The following is a 17,601-nucleotide window of genomic DNA, read 5'->3' on the forward strand; positions in this document are numbered from 1 at the left end:
GGCCCGGCGGCGCGACCGGCGCGGGCCCCCGCCCGTCGCCCGCGCCCCCCACCCCCGCCCGGGCCCCCCCCGGCCCCCCCGGGCGGCCGGAGCCGCCGGCGCTCCACAGCGGAATCGACACGACCCGGTCGACGTTGGCGGGGATGTCCCAGCGGCGACGCTCGCGGCCGTCGACGGTGAGCGCCACCGCCTCCCAGCGGTACTCGGGCAGGCCGCGCACGAGCTGGTCGCACCACACGCTGACCCCGCCGAGCGCGAACGGGTAGGTGCCCTCCGACACCAGTGCCACCTTCACGACCGCGGACTCGCCGGGACGGTCACCGCGCCGCCGGCCGGCAGCGTGAGCTGTGTCGAGACCTCGGTGCCGTAGGTGGTCGAGCCGGTGCCCGAAGCCCCGCTGACCGTCAGCGCGCCGGCCAGCGGCGACGTGACCGTGACCGTGCGGGCCGCCGGGTCGTACACCGCGTCGACGTTGCCCCGGACCTCGGCGAAGTGCGAGGTGCGCAGCGTCGCGTAGGCGCTCAGCGCCGTCCAGTCCGGGTTGAGCAGCGGCACCGAGTAGTAGCCGCTGTACTTCGACATGACCTGGTCCAGCCAGTCGGTCAGCAGCGTCTTGCCGGAGCCGTAGTCGCGCAGGTTCGCGATGTGGAACGTATGCGTGTACAGCGATCCGGTGGCGAGGTGGCCCAGCGCGATCTGCGTCTCGGCGTCGAGCATCTGGGCGTAGGTGAGGTTGGCCGGCCAGTACGGGAACTTCCCGGCCGGTCCGTAGTACGAGTTGTAGAACGCGGTCTGCTCGGCCGGGGTCGTGGTGTGGTAGGCGATGTTCGTCGGCCAGTCGGGCACGATCGTGATCGTGGGTGAGAGCGGGTGGACCTTGCCGCAGTTGAAGCAGTCGGGCACGTGGCTGTGGAAGGACATGTTGCCGTGCACGTACTTCACGCCGAGGTCGCGGGCGGCGTTGAGGAACTGCTGGTTGGACGCCGCGAGCCCGTAGTCGGTCGGCGGGTCGACGTCGTTGTCCGGGTCGGGGTTGTAGACGCCGAGCCCCGAGTACTCGCCGGTCTTGAGCACCGAGTTCGGTTGCGACAGCCCGAGCCGGGTGGCGACGGTCCGGTTGGCGGAGATCTCGTTCGCGCTGGTGGCGTAGTCGGTGGTGTTCAGCTCCGGGTGCGTCAGCGTGTGGTTGATCCACCGGAACTTCGTGGACAGGCAGCGGCTGGTCGCGGTGAGCGTGGTGATGCCGCCGTTCGGGCTGCAGGTCGTGCCCGCGTTCAGGTCCGCGTCGCCGCCGTTGTAGGCCAGGTTGAGCGTGAAGCCGGACGCGAGCGGGTACGTGGTGCGCAGCGCCGTCTGCCGCAGCGAGGCGTTGTACGCGTCGTGGCCCGACATCTGGTAGCCCGGGTCGGACTCGATGTGCCCGTCGGGGAAGTAGTGGTCGGCGCTGTTGAACCAGTCGTCGACGTCGACGCTGAGGTAGTGCCGCTGCTCGCCGAGGAACAGGCCCCGGCTCGCCCACCGGAACATCCCGTACACCAGCAGGTTGGCCTGCATGAGGTACTGGTTGGACGTGAAGGTCAGCGCCAACCGCTCGCGGCCGTCGGTGGATGTGCTGCGCACGCCGAGCACGTCGCTGCCGTTGACGAGGACCGGGTCGGCGGCGCAGCCGGCGGCGACGCGGGTGCGGTACACGTAGGACTGCACGATCGGCACCCTGGCCGTCGACTTGAGGTCGTCGAAGACGCCGGTGCCGGCCGTCGTCAGCGACGCCGGCAGCGCGGTGTCGCCGACGCCGGACTCGCTGGACGCGGACAGGCAGTAGTTCTCCGGGAAGGTGCCGTAGCTGGTGTAGAGGCTGGCCTGGCGGACGGCGTAGTCCCGCTCGTAGGCCCACAGCGCGTTCCACTCGTTGCCGTCGAGGCCGCTGACGTACGTGCCGCCGCCGCTGTCGTAGAGCAGCATGCTGTTGGTGAGCAGGATGGCGTTGTACTTTCCGGCCCCGTCGGGCCGGACCAGCGACGCGGCGGTCAGCGGCTGGGTCTTGCTGAGCAGGACGTCGTACGCGGCGCCGGTGCGCTCCAGCGTCGACTTCCAGGTGTCGACGCCCCAGTCGGCGCTGTCGACGCCGATGACGAGGGCGCGGAGGCCGACCTTGGGGCTCGCCGCGGGCGCGGCGAGCGTGCTCGGGCCGGCCCCCTGCGCGGTGGCGGCGCCCGGCTTGCCCGGGCGCACGGTCATGGTGCGATTCAGGGGTACCGAGCCGCTGATCCTCGGCAGTGGTGCGCCGGGCCTGGTGATCCGTTGCTCCCCTTGCGGACCGGGCCGACCGAGGACGAGGGTGCCCTTGTGCCCGTGGGCCGGCTGGCGTTTCGGCTGCTCGGCCGAGGCCCGTTGCGCCCCGCCCAGGACGAGCAGGGCGCACACGGCGGCTGTGGACATCCGCAGCAGCAGGCGTCTGGTCGGTGTTCGTGCGGTGATCATGGAAACTCCGGTCGGTTCGGAATCCGGCGCGCTTCACGGAAGCGACGGCGCGGCGCAAAAGGGCGCACAAAGCAACCGCAGGGCAGGCGCGGACGCATACCGGCGGGATAGGACTTTGTGGACGAACCGATGTTACGAGACCGTCAGCGTGCCGGGCTCGTTCCTTTCGCATACATCCGGGTGAGTGGCCGGGTGAAACGGCGGGGCGCCGCTCCCGCGGTGGACCATGATTGACCATAGTGGACAGTCAGCGCCGCGCCCGTGCGACGCGGAGCGCGGATCGGCCCGATGCTCAGAACGGGCCGGCGGGCAGGATCGCCGAGCCGACGGAGGCGTCGCCGAGGCCGCAGAGCATGCGCCGCCGCCCGTCGGGCAGTCGCTCGAGCGAGCCGGGGAAGACCACGTCGGCGACGGCCGGGAACTTGGCCGGCCCGGGCGGGAAGTCCGCTCGCGTCGCGAGCACCTCCGGCGCGCCGGTGGCCGGCCGCGCCGGGTCGATGGTCCACCACGCCGCCGCGTACCGCTGCGTCGAGCCCTCTTCGCCGATCGCGACGTGCCCTAGCACGCCGACCGTGCCGCCCAGGTCGAACAGCTCGTTGACGCCGAGCTTCGTGTCCGGCGCGACCTGGTCGGCGAAGATGTGCGCTCCCTCGACGAGCTCACGGGTGACGGTCTCGAACGACTCGGTCACCGCGACGCTGATCCGCCCGATCCCGGCCCGGCCGCCCTGGGGCCGGCCACACACGACCACGTCGCCGTCGCGCTGCAGCAGCCGGATGTCCTTCATCCCGGGTACCGCCAGAAACGGAGCCCGCGGGTCCAGCCCCCGCACGTCCGGCGCGGCGAAGAACCGGGTGACCGGCACCGGCGGCGTGACGGCGTGGTCCAGCGTCACCACGCCGAACACGAGCCGGCGACGACCGTGCGCGTCGCGCATCCAGGCCGCGAAGGGATCCTCGGCGGCGTCGAACACGGGCGTGTCCGGGGCGGGCACCCAACGGTCGCCGGCCCGCATGAAGAACCGGACCTGCGGGTCCCACGACGCCCGGTCCCGCCAGTAGCTGTCCGGCGACTCGACACGGACGGCCAGCAGAGCGCCGCCGGGCTCCTCGATCAGGCAGGGGTTGTACGCCAGCAGCCCGTCCGTGCCGGCGAGCCGCTCGTGGCGCCCGTCGGGGCGGCCGATCCGCCGGCCGTGCGCGGAGATCAGGTCCTGATAGCTCGGTGCCGTCACCGCCACAGTCTGTCAAGAACCGCCCCCGTCCCGGCGCGTTCGGCGCAGGAAGTCCGGGCTGATTTTCCGGCAGACACGGGTTGGGACGCTCAGCGGGCGGGGGCCGGCGGCCGGTAGGAGGCGCCGTGCGGATCGGCGCAGTGGGCGTCATCGCGGCCGGTGCCGTCGGCGGTGGACGGGATCGGCTCGGCGCCGGCGTGGTCGACCTGGAGGGTGCTGTGCGTGATGTGGTACTCCCGGCGCAGCAGCGCCTCGATCGCGACCCGGACGGCATGGCAGTCGCGGCCCTCGCCGACCAGCACGTGGGCGGACATCGCCGGCTGGCCGGAGGTGATCTCCCAGACGTGCAGGTCGTGCACCTCCACGACGTCGGGCAGCCCGGCCAGCCGCGAGCCCAGCGCGGGCGGGTCGATCCCGGCCGGGGCCGCCTCCAGGAAGATCCGTCCGGAGGCGCGGACGAGCCCGACCCCGGCCTTGACCATGAGCGCGACGACCACCAGGGTCGCGATCGGGTCGGCGCGGGTGAACCCGGTCGTCACCATGACCACGCCGGCGACCGCGGTCGCGATGAACGCGAACAGGTCGTTGAGGACGTGCTGGAACGCGCCCTCCACGTTGAGGCTGGACCGGTTGGCCCGGGACATCGCCCACGCCGCGACGAGGTTGACCGCGATCCCGGCCAGCGAGGTGACCAGCACCAGTCCGCCGGCCACGGCCGGAGGGTGGATGAGCCGCCGCACTGCCTCGATGCCGAGCCACGCGGCGAGGATGAGCAACGTGAGCCCGTTGGCCTGGGCGGAGAGGATCTCGGCACGCCTCAGCCCGAAGGTGAAGCCGCCCTTGGGCGGCCGCGCCGAGAGGCGCATCGCCACCAGGGCCAGCACGATCGCCCCGGCGTCGGTGAGCATGTGCGCGGCGTCCGAGAGCAGGGCCAGGGAGCGGGCCATCAGTCCGACGACGACCTCGCCGGCCATGAACACCGTGATGAGCGCGAGGGCCAGGCTCAGCCAGCGCCGGTCCGCGTCCGCCGTGACGCCGTGGCCGTGCCCCGCATGGCCGTCGTGGTCGTGCGTCTCGTGCATGCCGGCCGATCCCTCCCACCGTCCTCCGACTCATGCGCAGTTGCGCATATGTCAGAGGATACCGCCACCCGGCACCGGCAGGGCAAGCCCTCGGCCGGCGGCAGGTGGAGGTCCGCGTCAGTGTGCGACGGCGACCGCCGCCTCGACGGCCTCCGCCGGCAGGCGCCGCGGCCGGACCACCAGCCACAGCGCCAGCCCCGCGGCGGCCATGCCGCCGAAGACCACGATCGCCATCGCGACCGCGCCCACGCCGAGCACGCCGACCAGCGGCGCGGCGACCGCGCCCAGCCCGAACTGGACTGCCCCGAGCAGGGCGGCGGCCGTGCCGGCTGCCTCGCCGTGCCGGGACAGGGCGAGGGCCGGGGCATTGGGCATGGCGAGGCCGACCGCGGCGAGCACCGTCCAGAGCGGCACCAGCACGCCGGCCAGGCCGCCCGCCCCGGTCGCCGCGAGCAGCAGCAGTACCCCGCCCGCCGCGACCCCGGCCAGCAGCGCGCCGGAGAGGATCCGCTGCGGCGTCCACCGGCGCAGCAGCCACACGTTGAGCTGGGTGGCGCCGATCAGCCCGACCGCGCCGGCCGCGAAGACCAGGGCGAACTGCTGCTCGCTCATGCCGTAACCGTCCTGGAAGACGAAGCTCGAACCGCTCACGTACGCGATGAGCGCGACCATCGCCAGACCGGCGACGACGATCAGCCCCACGTAGACCCGGTCGGTGAACAGTCGTGCGTAGTCCCGCACGGTGCCGGCCGCGCCGCCGCTACGGCGCCGATGCTGCGGCAGCGTCTCGGGCAGCGCCAGCGCGGTCGCCGCCATGATCGCCAGGCCGGCGAGGGCGAGCACCACGAACACGCCGCGCCACTGCGTCAGGCGCAGCACCAGCCCGCCGATGGTCGGGGCGAGGATCGGCGCCACCCCGACCACGAGCATCAGCCGGGAGAACAGCCGGGCCGCGGCGAGCCCGCTGAACAGGTCCCGCACGACGGCCATCGCCACCACCGAGGCGGCCGCCGCGCCGAGGCCCTGCAGCATCCGCAGCGTGCCGAGCACGGCCAGGTTGGGGGCGAACACGCAGAGCACCGACGCCACCACGTGCACGCCGATGCCGGCCAGCAGCGGCAGCCGGCGTCCCAGCGCGTCCGAGAGCGGCCCGACCACCAGCTGCCCGAGCGCGAGGCCGGCAAGGGTGCCGGTCAGGGTGAGCTGGACGGCCGCGGCCGAGGCGTGCAGATCACTGGTGATCGTCGGCAGCGATGGCAAATACATGTCGATGGTGAGCGGCCCCAGCGCGGTGAGGAAGCCGAGCAGGAGCACGAGCCGGAACCGGCGCCCGGCGGGCAGCAGATCGCCGGGGTCCACCAGATCTCCGGGGATGCTGTCGTCGGACGGGGGCGTCTTTACGGTCTCGGCCACGACCATGAACAAGCCCTCGCGGCATCGGCTTCTTCCACCGTCCCCCGATTGGTAATCTTGCTCACTCTTCCGGCACTTTCGCGGGTGCCGAGGGCGATCAGCCTGATATGGCGGAGTCGTAGGCGACGCGTGCGTCGTCGATGTCGCCGATGTGCCGCTGGGCCCACGCTGTTACCGCTGCCATTACCGGGATCAGGCTCTCGCCGAGCTGCGTGAGCCGGTACTCGACGCGCGGCGGCACTGACGCGGTCGCTGACCTGGACACCAGGCCGTCGCGTTGCAGACCGCGCAGCGTTTGGGTGAGCATCTTCTGGCTGGCGCCCGCGACCGCACGCGCCAGTTCGCCGTGCCGGCGCGGTCCGTGCGCGAGTTCTTTGAGGATCAGGCTGACCCAGCGCTCACCCATTCGGTCCAGGACGCGGTGCGTCGGGCATGCGGCCATCGACGTCAGATACGCCGAGCGTGCGCCGGCTTGACGTTCATTCGTGCTGCTGGTTGCCATCCGATCCTCCCGGCACTTCAAGGTGCGTACTGCCGTCGAGACGGCTGCCAGCTTAGCGTCGGGGCATGAGTGTGATCGGAATTCTCGGCGCCGGCAACGTTGCCCGTGCGCTGGCCCCGGCGCTGTCCGCCGCCGGCCACGAGGTCGTCGTCGGTGGCCGCGATCGTCTGGAGTCCGCGGCCGCCTCGGCGGAGATCGTCGTCAACGCGTTGCCGGGTGCGGTGTCGGTGGAGGTACTCGAGAGGTTGCGCACGGCTTTGGCCGGCAAGGTGGTCGTAGACGTCGCCAACGCCGTAGAGCAGGGGCCGGGCGGCTTCGCGTCCCGCCTGCTCTACCGGAACCTCGCGGAAGAACTGCAACACACGCTCCCCGATGCCTTCGTGGTCAAGGCGCTGAACACCGTGGGGCCGGCGTCGCTGATGGCTGACCCGGCAAGCCTGGCCGTACCGCCGTCGACCTTCCTGTGCGGCGACGACGCGGATGCCAAGAAGACGGTGGCCGGGCTGCTCACAGACCTGGGCTGGGCACCGCAGCGGATCATCGACCTGGGCGGCGTGGCGAACGCCTGGTGGCCGGAGTCCTTCGTGCTCATGGTCCGACCGCTGATCGCTGCCCTGGGACCGGTCCCGCTCGCGCTGGCGATCGCGCATTGAGGCGTCGCGAGAAGACGTCCGGCCGTTCGTGCGGGCCGGGCGCACCGGTGATCGATTCCCTGGCCCGGACTGCGTAGCCTGATGCGGTGCTCCATGTCGCCGTGCCCGACGAGGGCCTCGTCACCCAGCTCGCCGACACCGGCGCCCGGCTCAGCGTCTGGACGATCGGGCAGCCGCCGCCGGCCACCCCGTTCGACCTGCTCGTGCTGCCCTACATGATGCCGGCCGACGAGCTGCGCCGGCTGCCCGCCGGTGTCGCAGCGGTGGTGCAGAGCCAGACCCTCGGCTACGACGGGGTGGCCGACCGGCTGCCACCCGGCTTCGTGTACTGCAACGCACCCGACGTCCACGAGGCGTCGACCGCCGAGCTGGCGCTCGGGTTGATCATCGCAGTCCGCCGCGGCTTTCCGGGATTCGGCGGCGCGCAGCTGGAGCACCGCTGGGCGCACCGCCGCCAGCCCGGCCTCGCCGGCTCGCGCGTGCTGCTGCTCGGCGTCGGCGGCGTCGGCGAGCAGCTTCGGATCCGGCTGGAGCCCTTCGAGGTCGACCTGGTCCGCGTGGCCCGGACCGCACGGCGGGACGCGCACGGCCAGGTCCACGCGATCGCCGAGCTGCCCGGGCTGCTGCCCACCGCCGACGTGGTCGTGGTGGCGGTACCGCTGACGGCCGAGACCCGCGGGCTGGTCTCGGACGGCTTCCTCGCCGCGATGCAGGACGGCGCGCTGCTCGTCAACGTCGCCCGGGGGCCGGTCGCCGACACCTCGGCGCTGGTCGCTCACGCGGCGCGGGGCCGCCTGCACATGGCGCTCGACGTCACCGACCCCGAGCCGCTGCCGCCGGACCACCCGCTGTGGTCCGCACCCAACGTGCTCATCACACCGCACGTCGGCGGGCACACCGACGCCATGGCGCCGCGCATGCGCCGCGTCATCCGCACCCAGATCGAGCGCCTCTCGGCCGGTCTGCGCCCGGCAAACATCGTGGTCGAGACCTGACACGCGGGCGGCCGCCGCTCAGCGTGCGCCGTCCCGGCTACCGAGCCCGGGCCGGTACCGCCCGGTGCTTGGCGATGTAGGCGTCGAAGTCCCAGGCCGGGCGGTCTGCGGTGCCGTCGAGGAACTCCCGGGCCGCCTTTCGCCCGTTCTGGAACAGCATGTTCTGGCTCGCCGCGTCGAGCTCGAAGTCGGTGGCCCGGACGTGGCCGGTGTCGACGAAGATGGTGCGGTCCACCGCGTCCTGGCTCTCGATGTGCATGCGGTCGTAGAACCCGGTCAGCGTCTTGAGCATGGCGATGCTCATGCTCGCGATCCCGGTGATCGGGTTGACGATGCCCTGCGCGGCGTCCTGGCGGGCGGACAGCTTGATCCCCAGCGTCGGCCAGCGGGGTCGATGGCCGGGCTCGGCGTCGAAGACGTCGATGGGGTAGTTCGACAGCATGCCGCCGTCGACGAGCCACGAGTCCTGCCCGTCGGTGGTTTGCCAGTGCTCCGGTGTGTAGAAGAAGGGGATCGACATGGAGGCGCGGACCGAGTCGACGATGAACTCGTCGTCCCGGGCCCGTTCCCGGCGGTAGTGCTCGAGGTCCCAGGGCAGCCGGCGCAGGCAGCCCTGGCTGATGTCGGAGGCCATGACCACGAGCCGATACCGGCGTTGCGGTGGGAGCGGCCGATCGGGGTCGGAGTACGGCAGGTCGCCGAACGTGCGCACGCCGGCGGCGTTGAGCTGCTCCGCCAGCCACGCACGCAGGTAGTTGCCGTGGAAGATCCCCTGGTCGAACACCAGGCCGAACGCCTTGCCGACCGCGAACCGCTCGGCCCAGTCGGCGTCCTGGAAGGCGCGGTAGTCCACCTTCCGCATGATCTGGGTCAGCCTCGTCGCGGGGATGTTCGCGGCGACGAGCGAGCCGACGACCGCGCCCGCCGAGGTGCCCGCCACACGTTTGAACTCGTATCCGCGCTCCTCGAGCACGCTGATCGCCCCGACCAGGGCGATGCCCTTCACGCCGCCACCCTCGAGCACGAGATCCGCATAAGGCATCGCGAACTCCTCTCTCCGGTCCAGACCGTTGCGTACCCGCCAACGACGTCCGGAAACGCCGGCGGCTCGAAGGCCCGCTACCGATCACACGGCAGGCTCCGTCCTTCAGGGCGGAGGTGAAGCCGTGTTCGTGGTCCCGCTGTCAGGCGGGCCGGTTCTGGTCTGCCGCGACAGCGGCGTGACAGGCCGGGATCTCCTGCCTTCAGGCGGGAGAGGACGTCAAAGGTCGTAGAGCAGCCGGCCCGTCAGCGGATCCTGGCCGTAGCGGTCGCACAGTTCCGCGAGCACGTCCTCGTGCGAGACGGCGACGTTCATGACCGTGTCGTTGCCGGCGTAGTAGACGACGATCGTGCCGTCGGCGCGGCGCACCAGGCCGCAGGAGAAGACGACGTTCGGCACGTGCACGTAGTCGGTGCCGCCGACGCGGCAGTCGTCCCGCGACGGGAACAGCACCGGGATGCTGGACATGCGCACCCGGCGGGGATCGTCGAGGTCGTGCAGCGCCACGCCGAGCACGTACGGGTTGCCGTCCATCGTCGTGCGCACGCCGTGGAAGACGTTGAGCCAGCCGTGCCGGGTGCGCACCGGCGGCGCGCCCGGCCCGATCTTGTCGGAGAAGGCGCTCGGGCCCGCGCCGGTCCGCATGATCGGCTCGTCGGCGATCTCCCACGGCCCGGTGCGGTAGTCCTCCGCGTAGCCGATGCGGATCTGGGTGTACGTGCCGCCCGTGTCGCCGGGGGCGACGTCGTTGGGCCGGAACAGGCCGGCGTACCGCCCGCCGATCCGCTCCGGGAACAGCACCACGTTGCGCATGTCGCGGTCGAGGATCGGCCCGTGCCTGGTGAACGCGGTGAAGTCGTCGGTCAGCGCGAGCGACACGCGCACCCGGTTGCGGATCCCGGCGTGGTAGGCGCTGTAGGTGACGGCGAACGTGTCCCCGACGGGGTTGATCCGGGCGTCCTCGACGCCGCCGGACTCGACCTCCGCGATGTCCCGCCAGTCCAGGCCGTCGGCGTAGAGGTCACCCTTGGTGGCGGGGGACAGCACCGGTCGCGGACGGACCGCCCAGCCGGAGACGCCGTCCTCGCTCGTGGCCAGGCCGAGGACGCTGATGCCGCAGCGCAGGTGCGAGCGGAACAGCAGCACGGTCCGGTCCGCCAGCACCGCCGCGCCGGCGTTGTGCACCGTCGTCACCTGCAGGTGCGGCTCCCGCCACACCTCGTTGACCCGGTGCGCGGTCAGGATCGGGTTGGCCGGATGCCGCAGGACCGGCGTGTTGAGCGACACCATGCCCGCCGTACCGTCGCCGAACTCCACCTCGCGTGTCAACACAGCGTTTACGGTCGCATCTCGGCCGCGGCCCGCGCGGCGTTATCGGGAACTGACGAAGGTTCCGGCGGCCGGATGGGTAGCTGAGAGGTGTACGGGACGACGCATATGAGGTTCAGGAGGTGCGTCATGTCCGAAGTATCCGACTACAGGGAGATTTCCGAACACCCGGACGTCGCCGAGATGCGTCAGCGGCTCGAACGGGTGACCGCCAGCGGCCAAGCGATCATGATCGACGGACTCGTCCTGCTGGCCGGCGCGTGGCTCGCCATTTCCCCGTGGGTCGTGCATTTCAACGCCACGGCGCCGAGCGTCACGGTCAACAACCTGATCCTGGGGATCATGATCGGTGTGATCGCGCTCGGCCTGACCTGGGCGCCGGCGCGGATGTACCGGCTGAGCTGGGCGATGGTGGCCGTTGGCATCTGGGTCGTCATCGTGCCGTTCGTGACCCGGGAGGTGCATGCCGGCCTCGTCTGGACCAACTCGGTCACCGGCGCCATAACCATCCTGCTCGGCCTCGCCGCCGTTGGGATGCTGTTGTCGAGCGGCCGGGTGGGCAACAGGACGGCGATGACGCATCAGCGGTGAGCGCGACGAAACTCCTTGGCGCCTGCTTGAGGGGGTGGGCGCCACCGATGTACGCGGCTCTGATCTTCTGAGAGGCTGACCCGCCGACAGCAATCACGGGGTGTGCGCTCCCGTCGACGGTACCCACGAACCGCCGAGAACACAGACCCGCCGAAATCACAGCATGCCGTCCGGGCCGGACGGTGGTCCTCGAGCCGAAGGCCGCGATCGGCGTCGCCACGGTCTGCGGGCACACGGTCCACGGCCAGGGAAGTGGCCTCCGCCCGGACGCGCGCGCCGTCCCGGCGGCGCGGTGTGCCGGGTGGTGCCGGGCGGCCGGGTGGGAGGCGGGTGCGGAGCCGGTGCGGGTGCCCGGCGCGGCTGCTGGTGCGCCGGCCGGCGCGGCGGCGTGGCGGTGCCGTCCGGGCCGTCCAGCGCGGCGCGCAGCCGGTCGAGCGCGGTGCGCAGCAGCCGGGACACCTGTGTGGCCGAGCGGCCGACCTGTTCGCCGATCTCCTCGTACGTGCGGTTGCCGTAGAAGCGCAGGACGACGACCCGCAGCTCCCGCCGGGGCAGGCGGCGCAGCTGCGCGCGGAGGGCTTCGCGATCGTCGACCGCTGCCGTCTCGTCGGTGTCGTCGGTCAGGGTGTCGGCGAGCGTGGGTCCGTCGTCCGGGCCGGCGGGTCCGTCGAGTGACAGCATGTGCTGCTCGTGCAGCGCGCGCAGGCTGCTCGTCACGTCGGATTCGCTGCATCGCACCGCGCCGGCCGTCTCGGCGGCGGTGGGATCGCGGCGCAGGCGCTGGGTCAACCCCTCGCGGGCGTCGGCCACCCGGGCGAGGACCTCGCCGTGGCGCCGGGGTGTGCGCATCGCCCAGCGGTTGTCCCGGATGTAGCGCTTCAGCGCACCCGTGAGGGTGGAGGTGGCGTACGCGGAGAACGGCACGCCGCGCCCGGGGTCGAACCGTCCGGCGGCCTCGACGAGGGTGAGCGCCGCGACCTGGCGGATGTCCTGGGCGCGCGGATCGCGACCATACCGCGCGGCGGCCTTCTCGGCGAGCCCCAGGTGCCGCTCGACGAGGCGATTGCGCAGGGCCGTGCGCCGTGTGGCGTCCGCAAGCCGCATCGCGGCGAACGCGGCACCGCACCCGGGGTCGCCGCACCGGCACCCAGGCCCGGTCGTGACCGTGCCTGCTTGCCGTTCGCGGACCGACGGGTTCACGATCCGTGATCCTTCCTACCGCCCTACCGGCCTGGCACCCGACAATTCGACCCTACCCCTTGTTGCACTGTGCAACCGTTGCACAGCTCCTCCCGGCGCTCACCCGCGGAAACGGTCCGCCGTCGGCTCGCATCCGTTCGGCACGGTGTCGTCAAGCCGTGGGTACCGGCCGCGCCTGGCGGGCGTCCGAATGGGTCGTGCTGGCGAACCAGATCCCACCGGCCATGGCGATCGCGGCGGCTACCTGGACCGCGAGCCGCGGCCCGTCGGTGGCTATGGTCTCGTGGAACGCCGTAACCCCGATCGCGATGCCGGCGGCCGGGTCGAGGATGGTGATCGCGGTGAGCGGGACGGCGATCCGTGAGCTCTGGAAGGCGTCCTGGTTGAGGACCACCGCGCCGATCCCGACGATGACGAGCGCATAGACCTCCCCGTGGGTGAACACCGCGAGCGGGTTCACCGCGATCTGTGCGGTCAATGCCTTGAGCAGCGAGGCGGCGATGCCGTACAGCAGCCCGGTCGCGACGCCAAGCAGTGCGGCGCGGGCGCCGTCCGTGGCGAACCGCGCGGCGATCAGGCACGCCGCCAGCGCCGGCCCGGCCCAGAGCGCGACGCTCAGCCAGCCCGCGACCGACGGTGCGTCCACGCCGGGCCCGGGCTGGGCGGCGAGCAGAAACGCGGCCAGGCCGGCCCCGCCGAGGGCCACCACGGCGAAGTCCCGTCCGTGGACGCGGCGCCGGTTGAGGGCGGCCGCCAGCGGTATGGCCAGGAACAGCCCGCTCACCAGCAGCGGCTCGACCAGGACGAGCGGTCCGAAGTGCAGCGCTACCGCCTGCAGGGCGGTACCGGCGGTCTCGGGGATCCAGCCCAGCAGCCACATGGGCCGGCGCATTAGCCGGAGGAGCAACCGGGGATCGAGCGGCGTCGCGCGCTTCTCCTGGGCGGCCGCGCGCTGCTCGAGCGCGGACGCGACGGCGAAGGCCGCGGCGGCGCCGATTCCCGCGAGTACCGCGGCGACATTCACGATCCGCGACTCCGGACGTCAGCGACGGCTCGTCGGGGCCGTCGAGGCGGACGCCGCCCGTTCGCCCGCGGCGACGCCCGCGATCACCGCCGCCGGATCGGAGCCGAACAGCGCCAGGCCGGCGTCGCGCTGGCGCCGGCCCCGCTCCCCGTCGAGGAGCTCGGCCAGCGCCGGTCCGAGCTCGGCACGGTCGCGCACCAGGGTTGCCACCCCGGCCTCGGCCATGGTGGCCGCGCTGGCCTTGCCGTGCCCGGGTATAGGCCGGTACGTGAGGACCGGAAGCCCGCACGCCATGGCCTCCAGCGCGGTGAGCCCGCCGCCGTTCTCCACGAGGACATCGGCGGCCCGCAACAGCTCCGGCATGTCCGGCACCCAGCCGAAGACGTGGCCGGCGCCGCGACGACTGAGCCGGCGGTACAGCGCCCCGTTGCGCCCGCAGACCGTGACCGGCGTCGCCACGCCCGTGGCCTCGATCTCGGCCGCCGCCGCGCCCACCTCGCCGACGCCCCACGCGCCGGCGACGAGCAGCGCCAGCCGGTCGTGCGGCGGCAGGCCGAGGCGTTCGCGTGCCTCCCGCTTCGCCTGCGCCGAGGCGGGCCGGCACCGGGACGACACCAGCCGCCCGGCCACCCGTACGTCGGCGGCGCCGTACGCGACGGCCTGGGCCCCGCTGATGGCGTGCGCCGCGCAGTGCAGGTCGACGCCGGGGGCGACCCAGGTGGGGTGGACGGCGAAGTCGGTCAGGTAGGTGATCACCGGCGCGCCGAGGTGCCCGTCGCGGCGCAGCGGGCCGAGCAGTTGGCTGGCGATCGGGTAGGTCGACACGACGGCGCTTGCGTCGGCGGGCAGGGCCCGGCGCATGCGCGGCCGCACCGGGCGCAACAGGGCTCGGGTGATCGGACCCGCGCCCCGGAACCGGCAGCTGATCGCGAACAGCGCGTCGTAGATCCAGGGCAGCCGCAGCAACATGCCACGGTAGGTGCCGCGCAGCAGCCGCCCGGTCCGCCACGGGAAGACGTCGGTGACATCCAGGCAGTCGACCCGGAAGCCGCGGCCGCGCAGCCGGTCCGCCAGTTCGCGGGTGGTGCCGTCATGCCCGGCACCGACACTGGCTGAGACCACCACGACGCGGCGGCTCGGGCCGGCGCCGCCCGGGTCGACATCGGCAGGTTCATCGGCAATGGACACGCAAAGCGCTCTACCGCAGCCGCCGTCGTTGTAACCTGCGATCGGGTGGGTGGCGCAGTCCGCCGGGGACGGGGTGCTGATGCGGATCGCGGACCGGGTCGCGCTGATCACCGGCGCCTCGTCCGGTATCGGCCGGGCCACGGCACTGCGGCTGGCCGGCGCGGGCGCGCGGCTGGTCCTGCACGGGCGGGACCGGCAGCGGCTGTCGGCGCTGGCCGAGCGCACGGGCGGGTTCGCGGTGGCGGGCGATCTCGCCGAGCCGGACGGGGTGAGCCGCCTGGTGGCGGAGGCCGAGCGGCTCGCCGGCGGCGTCGACATCGTCGTCAACAACGCCGGGGTGGGCTGGGCCGGGTCGTTCGGGGCGATGGAGCCGGCCGACATCGAGCGGCTGGTCGCGGTCAACCTGGTCGCCCCGATGCGGCTCACCAGGGCGCTACTGCCGGCGATGAGCGCCCGCGGGGACGGATACGTGCTGTTCGTGACGTCGATCGCCGGCCGGCTCGGCGTGGCCGGCGAGGCGGTCTACGCGGCGACGAAGGCCGGCCTCGACGGTTTCGCCGAGAGCCTCCGGCTGGAGGTGCGCGGCTCGGGGGTGCGGGTCGGCGTGTTCGTGCCCGGCGTCGTCGAGACCGAGTTCTTCCAGCGCCGCGGGCGGCCGTACGAGCGCAGCAGCCCCCGGCCGCTGGGCGTGGACCGGGTCGCGGACCGGCTGGTCGAGACGATCACGTCCGGCGGCGCCGAGCGCTACACACCCGGCTGGCTGCGACTGCCGGTCGCGGTCCGCGGGGTCGCCCCGGGACTGTACCGGCGGCTGGCCGCCCGGTTCGGCTGACGCTATCCGGCTGCGCGGCCAGGATTGCGCAGGGCGCGCAGCGACTCCTTCAGCGACGCCATCGTCGCCAGCACGGCCGTGGGCTCGTAGCCGCAGTGGGCCATGCAGTTGGCGCACCGTGGGTCGCGGCCACGGCCGTAGCGCTCCCAGTCGGTGGTCTCGATCAGCTCCCGGTAGGTGCTGACGTATCCGTCGGCCATCAGGTAGCAGGGGCGCTGCCAGCCGAACAGCGAGTACGACGGCACGGCCCAGGCCGTACACGGGAAGTCGATCCTGCCCTCGAGGAAGTCGAGGAACAGGGGCGAGTGACTGAGGCGCCAGCGCCTTCGCCGGCCGTCGGCGAAGGCCTTGCGGAACAGTTCCCGGGTCTGCTCGACGCCGAGGAAGTGCTCCTGGTCGGGTGCCTTCTCGTAGGCGTACGCCGGGGAGAGCATCATCTCGTCGACCCGGAGCTCGTCGTTGAGGTGGTCGAGGACGTCGATGACGGTCTGCGGGGTATCGGTGTTGAAGAACGTCGTGTTGGTTGTGACGCGGAAGCCGCGCCGTTGCGCGTCGCGCACGGCGGCCACGGCCTGGTCGAACACGCCCTCCTTGCATACCGACGCGTCGTGGCGCTCCCGGAGGCCGTCGATGTGGACGGTGAATGCGAGGTACCGCGACGGCCGGAACTTGTCGATCTTCTTCGGCAGCAGCATGGCGTTGGTGCACAGGAACACGTACTTCTTGCGCTTCACCAGTTCGGCGGCGAGGGTGTCGATCTGCGGATGCATGAGCGGCTCGCCGCCGGCGATGGAGACCATCGGCGCGCCGCACTCGTCGATCGCGGCGAGTGCCTGCTCGACGGGCATACGACGCTTGAGGACGTCGGCCGGGTGGTCGATCTTGCCGCAGCCGGCGCATTTGAGGTTGCAGGCGAACAGCGGCTCCAGTTCGACCAGCAGCGGAAACTTCTCGCGGCGGCGCACCTTCTGCTCGACGAGGTATCGGCCTATTCGCAGCCGTTGCCGCAGAGGGATGCTCATAATCGTACCTCCTTGGGCAGCATGAATCGGACGTCTTCGCGCACGGCGGTGTGCTCCTCGACCGTGCGTGCACCGAGCCCGGACAGCGCCCCGACCACCTCGTCGACGAGGGCGGGCGGCGCCGAGGCACCCGCGGACACGCCGACCGTGCGGGCGCCCGCGAGCCATCGCAGGTCGATGCCGGCCGCGCCGTCGACGAGCCGCGCGGGCGTCCCCGCCCGTTCGGCGACCTCGACCAGGCGGCGGGAGTTCGACGAGTTGGCGGAGCCGACGACGATCATCGTGTCGCAGGCGGCCGCCACCTCGTGCACCGCGCGCTGCCGGTTGGTCGTGGCGTAGCAGATGTCGTCGGACGGCGGGGCGGCCAGGTCGGGGAAGCGGTCCCGCAGCACCGTGAGGATGTCGGTGACGTCGTCCACCGCCAGGGTCGTCTGGACCAGGTAGGACACCCGCCGCGGGTCGTCGACCCGCACCTGTTCGGCGTCCCGGACGTCCTGCACGAGCCGGATCCGGCCGGGTGCCTCGCCGACGACGCCGTCGGTCTCCTCGTGGCCGGCGTGCCCGATGAGCAGGATGGTGTCGCCGTGGTCGGAGAACCGGCGGGCCTCGGCGTGCACCTTCGTGACGAGCGGGCAGGTGGCGTCTATTGTGGACAGTTCTCGCGCGGCGGCGGCCGAGCGGACCGTGGGGGAGACGCCGTGGGCGGAGAACACGGCCACCGCCCCTTGCGGGATGTCCTCGACGTCGTCGACGAAGACCGCGCCCCGCGCGGAAAGATCGGCGACCACGTGCGTGTTGTGCACGATCTGCTTGCGGACGTACACCGGCGGGCCGTGCAGCTCGAGGGCGCGCTCCACGACGAGGATCGCGCGCTCCACCCCGGCGCAGAACGAGCGGGGAGCGGCGAGGACGACCCGGCGCACGGTGGTGGCGGCCGCCCACTCGTGCAGCCCGGCCGCCACGGCCGGCAGGGTCGCCAGCGCCGTGCGCATCTGGCTCAGGGTGCCCGGCTG

Annotated in this window: 17 protein-coding genes; 4 read left to right on the top strand and 13 right to left on the bottom strand. The window is 72.4% G+C overall.

What is annotated here, in order from left to right; translation table 11 throughout:
• From ABT297_RS08950 to ABT297_RS08975, 6 genes are all read right to left on the bottom strand, one after another.
• Positions 1-280 (bottom strand): DUF3492 domain-containing protein (locus ABT297_RS08950; protein WP_350546442.1); only part of this gene is annotated, 280 nt, incomplete at its 3' end.
• A gap of 11 nt (positions 281-291) precedes the next feature.
• Entirely contained in the window at positions 292-2,481 is a 2,190-nt protein-coding gene (locus ABT297_RS08955) for an Agd3-related carbohydrate deacetylase (protein ID WP_350546445.1), read from the bottom strand.
• Positions 2,482-2,773: 292 nt separating this feature from the next.
• The gene (locus ABT297_RS08960; protein WP_350546447.1) at positions 2,774-3,715 is read right to left on the bottom strand and encodes a DUF1861 family protein; all 942 of its coding nucleotides are present in this window, start codon (positions 3,713-3,715) and stop codon (positions 2,774-2,776) included.
• Positions 3,716-3,804: 89 nt separating this feature from the next.
• Positions 3,805-4,797 (bottom strand): cation diffusion facilitator family transporter, encoded by a 993-nt coding sequence (locus tag ABT297_RS08965; RefSeq protein WP_350546450.1) that lies wholly within the window; start codon positions 4,795-4,797, stop codon positions 3,805-3,807.
• A gap of 117 nt (positions 4,798-4,914) precedes the next feature.
• Complete coding sequence (locus ABT297_RS08970) at positions 4,915-6,210, bottom strand: multidrug effflux MFS transporter (RefSeq protein WP_350546453.1); 1,296 nt, start codon at positions 6,208-6,210, stop codon at positions 4,915-4,917.
• A gap of 97 nt (positions 6,211-6,307) precedes the next feature.
• Positions 6,308-6,712, bottom strand: a complete 405-nt coding sequence (locus ABT297_RS08975) for a winged helix-turn-helix transcriptional regulator (protein WP_350546456.1) — start codon at positions 6,710-6,712, stop codon at positions 6,308-6,310.
• 65 nt (positions 6,713-6,777) lie between these two features.
• Here ABT297_RS08975 and ABT297_RS08980 point away from each other — a divergent pair, with 65 nt between their 5' ends.
• Positions 6,778-7,365, top strand: a complete 588-nt coding sequence (locus ABT297_RS08980; protein ID WP_350546459.1) for an NADPH-dependent F420 reductase — start codon at positions 6,778-6,780, stop codon at positions 7,363-7,365.
• 86 nt (positions 7,366-7,451) lie between these two features.
• Positions 7,452-8,360, top strand: a complete 909-nt coding sequence (locus ABT297_RS08985) for a 2-hydroxyacid dehydrogenase (RefSeq protein ID WP_350546461.1) — start codon at positions 7,452-7,454, stop codon at positions 8,358-8,360.
• 37 nt (positions 8,361-8,397) lie between these two features.
• On the opposite strand, the gene ABT297_RS08990 is transcribed toward ABT297_RS08985, so the two are convergent.
• Positions 8,398-9,402: a patatin-like phospholipase family protein gene (locus tag ABT297_RS08990; RefSeq protein ID WP_350546464.1), complete on the bottom strand. Its 1,005-nt coding sequence runs from the start codon at positions 9,400-9,402 to the stop codon at positions 8,398-8,400.
• A gap of 219 nt (positions 9,403-9,621) precedes the next feature.
• Positions 9,622-10,734: a glycoside hydrolase family 130 protein gene (locus ABT297_RS08995; RefSeq protein WP_350546466.1), complete on the bottom strand. Its 1,113-nt coding sequence runs from the start codon at positions 10,732-10,734 to the stop codon at positions 9,622-9,624.
• Positions 10,735-10,821: 87 nt separating this feature from the next.
• On the opposite strand from ABT297_RS08995, the gene ABT297_RS09000 reads away from it, so the two are divergent.
• Positions 10,822-11,322 (top strand): SPW repeat protein, encoded by a 501-nt coding sequence (locus ABT297_RS09000; protein ID WP_350546469.1) that lies wholly within the window; start codon positions 10,822-10,824, stop codon positions 11,320-11,322.
• A gap of 156 nt (positions 11,323-11,478) precedes the next feature.
• On the opposite strand, the gene ABT297_RS09005 is transcribed toward ABT297_RS09000, so the two are convergent.
• The 3 genes from ABT297_RS09005 to ABT297_RS09015 form a co-directional block, all read right to left on the bottom strand.
• Positions 11,479-12,426, bottom strand: coding sequence for a sigma-70 family RNA polymerase sigma factor (locus ABT297_RS09005; protein ID WP_350546471.1), 948 nt, complete (start codon positions 12,424-12,426; stop codon positions 11,479-11,481).
• A 247-nt stretch (positions 12,427-12,673) separates the two neighbouring features.
• Positions 12,674-13,546, bottom strand: coding sequence for a DMT family transporter (locus ABT297_RS09010; RefSeq protein ID WP_350546474.1), 873 nt, complete (start codon positions 13,544-13,546; stop codon positions 12,674-12,676).
• Positions 13,547-13,564: 18 nt separating this feature from the next.
• Positions 13,565-14,734: a glycosyltransferase gene (locus tag ABT297_RS09015; RefSeq protein WP_350546476.1), complete on the bottom strand. Its 1,170-nt coding sequence runs from the start codon at positions 14,732-14,734 to the stop codon at positions 13,565-13,567.
• A gap of 49 nt (positions 14,735-14,783) precedes the next feature.
• Between ABT297_RS09015 and ABT297_RS09020 the strand changes: the two genes are divergently transcribed.
• Positions 14,784-15,566, top strand: coding sequence for an SDR family NAD(P)-dependent oxidoreductase (locus ABT297_RS09020; protein WP_350546480.1), 783 nt, complete (start codon positions 14,784-14,786; stop codon positions 15,564-15,566).
• Positions 15,567-15,568: 2 nt separating this feature from the next.
• Here the strand turns inward: ABT297_RS09020 and hpnH are convergent, their stop codons facing one another.
• Together hpnH and ABT297_RS09030 are read right to left on the bottom strand one after the other, a co-directional pair.
• Positions 15,569-16,588 (bottom strand): adenosyl-hopene transferase HpnH, encoded by a 1,020-nt coding sequence (gene hpnH / locus ABT297_RS09025; protein ID WP_350546483.1) that lies wholly within the window; start codon positions 16,586-16,588, stop codon positions 15,569-15,571.
• On the bottom strand, positions 16,585-17,580 hold the full coding sequence (locus ABT297_RS09030) for a 4-hydroxy-3-methylbut-2-enyl diphosphate reductase (protein WP_502885543.1): 996 nt from the start codon (positions 17,578-17,580) through the stop codon (positions 16,585-16,587). Before ABT297_RS09030 ends, hpnH begins: the two co-directional genes overlap by 4 nt.
• Between the last annotated feature and the right edge of the window lie 21 nt (positions 17,581-17,601).

Source organism: Dactylosporangium sp. NPDC000555, assembly GCF_040300025.1.
GTDB lineage: Bacteria > Actinomycetota > Actinomycetes > Mycobacteriales > Micromonosporaceae > Dactylosporangium.

Coding starts and splice junctions, on each gene's coding strand:
- ABT297_RS08990 (WP_350546464.1), bottom strand. CDS start 9,402: ATGCCTTATGCGGATCTCGTGCTCGAGGGTGGCGGCGTGAAGGGCATC.
- hpnH (WP_350546483.1), bottom strand. CDS start 16,588: ATGAGCATCCCTCTGCGGCAACGGCTGCGAATAGGCCGATACCTCGTC.
- ABT297_RS08975 (WP_350546456.1), bottom strand. CDS start 6,712: ATGGCAACCAGCAGCACGAATGAACGTCAAGCCGGCGCACGCTCGGCG.
- ABT297_RS08955 (WP_350546445.1), bottom strand. CDS start 2,481: ATGATCACCGCACGAACACCGACCAGACGCCTGCTGCTGCGGATGTCC.
- ABT297_RS09030 (WP_502885543.1), bottom strand. CDS start 17,580: ATGCGCACGGCGCTGGCGACCCTGCCGGCCGTGGCGGCCGGGCTGCAC.
- ABT297_RS08965 (WP_350546450.1), bottom strand. CDS start 4,797: ATGCACGAGACGCACGACCACGACGGCCATGCGGGGCACGGCCACGGC.
- ABT297_RS09005 (WP_350546471.1), bottom strand. CDS start 12,426: ATGCGGCTTGCGGACGCCACACGGCGCACGGCCCTGCGCAATCGCCTC.
- ABT297_RS08980 (WP_350546459.1), top strand. CDS start 6,778: ATGAGTGTGATCGGAATTCTCGGCGCCGGCAACGTTGCCCGTGCGCTG.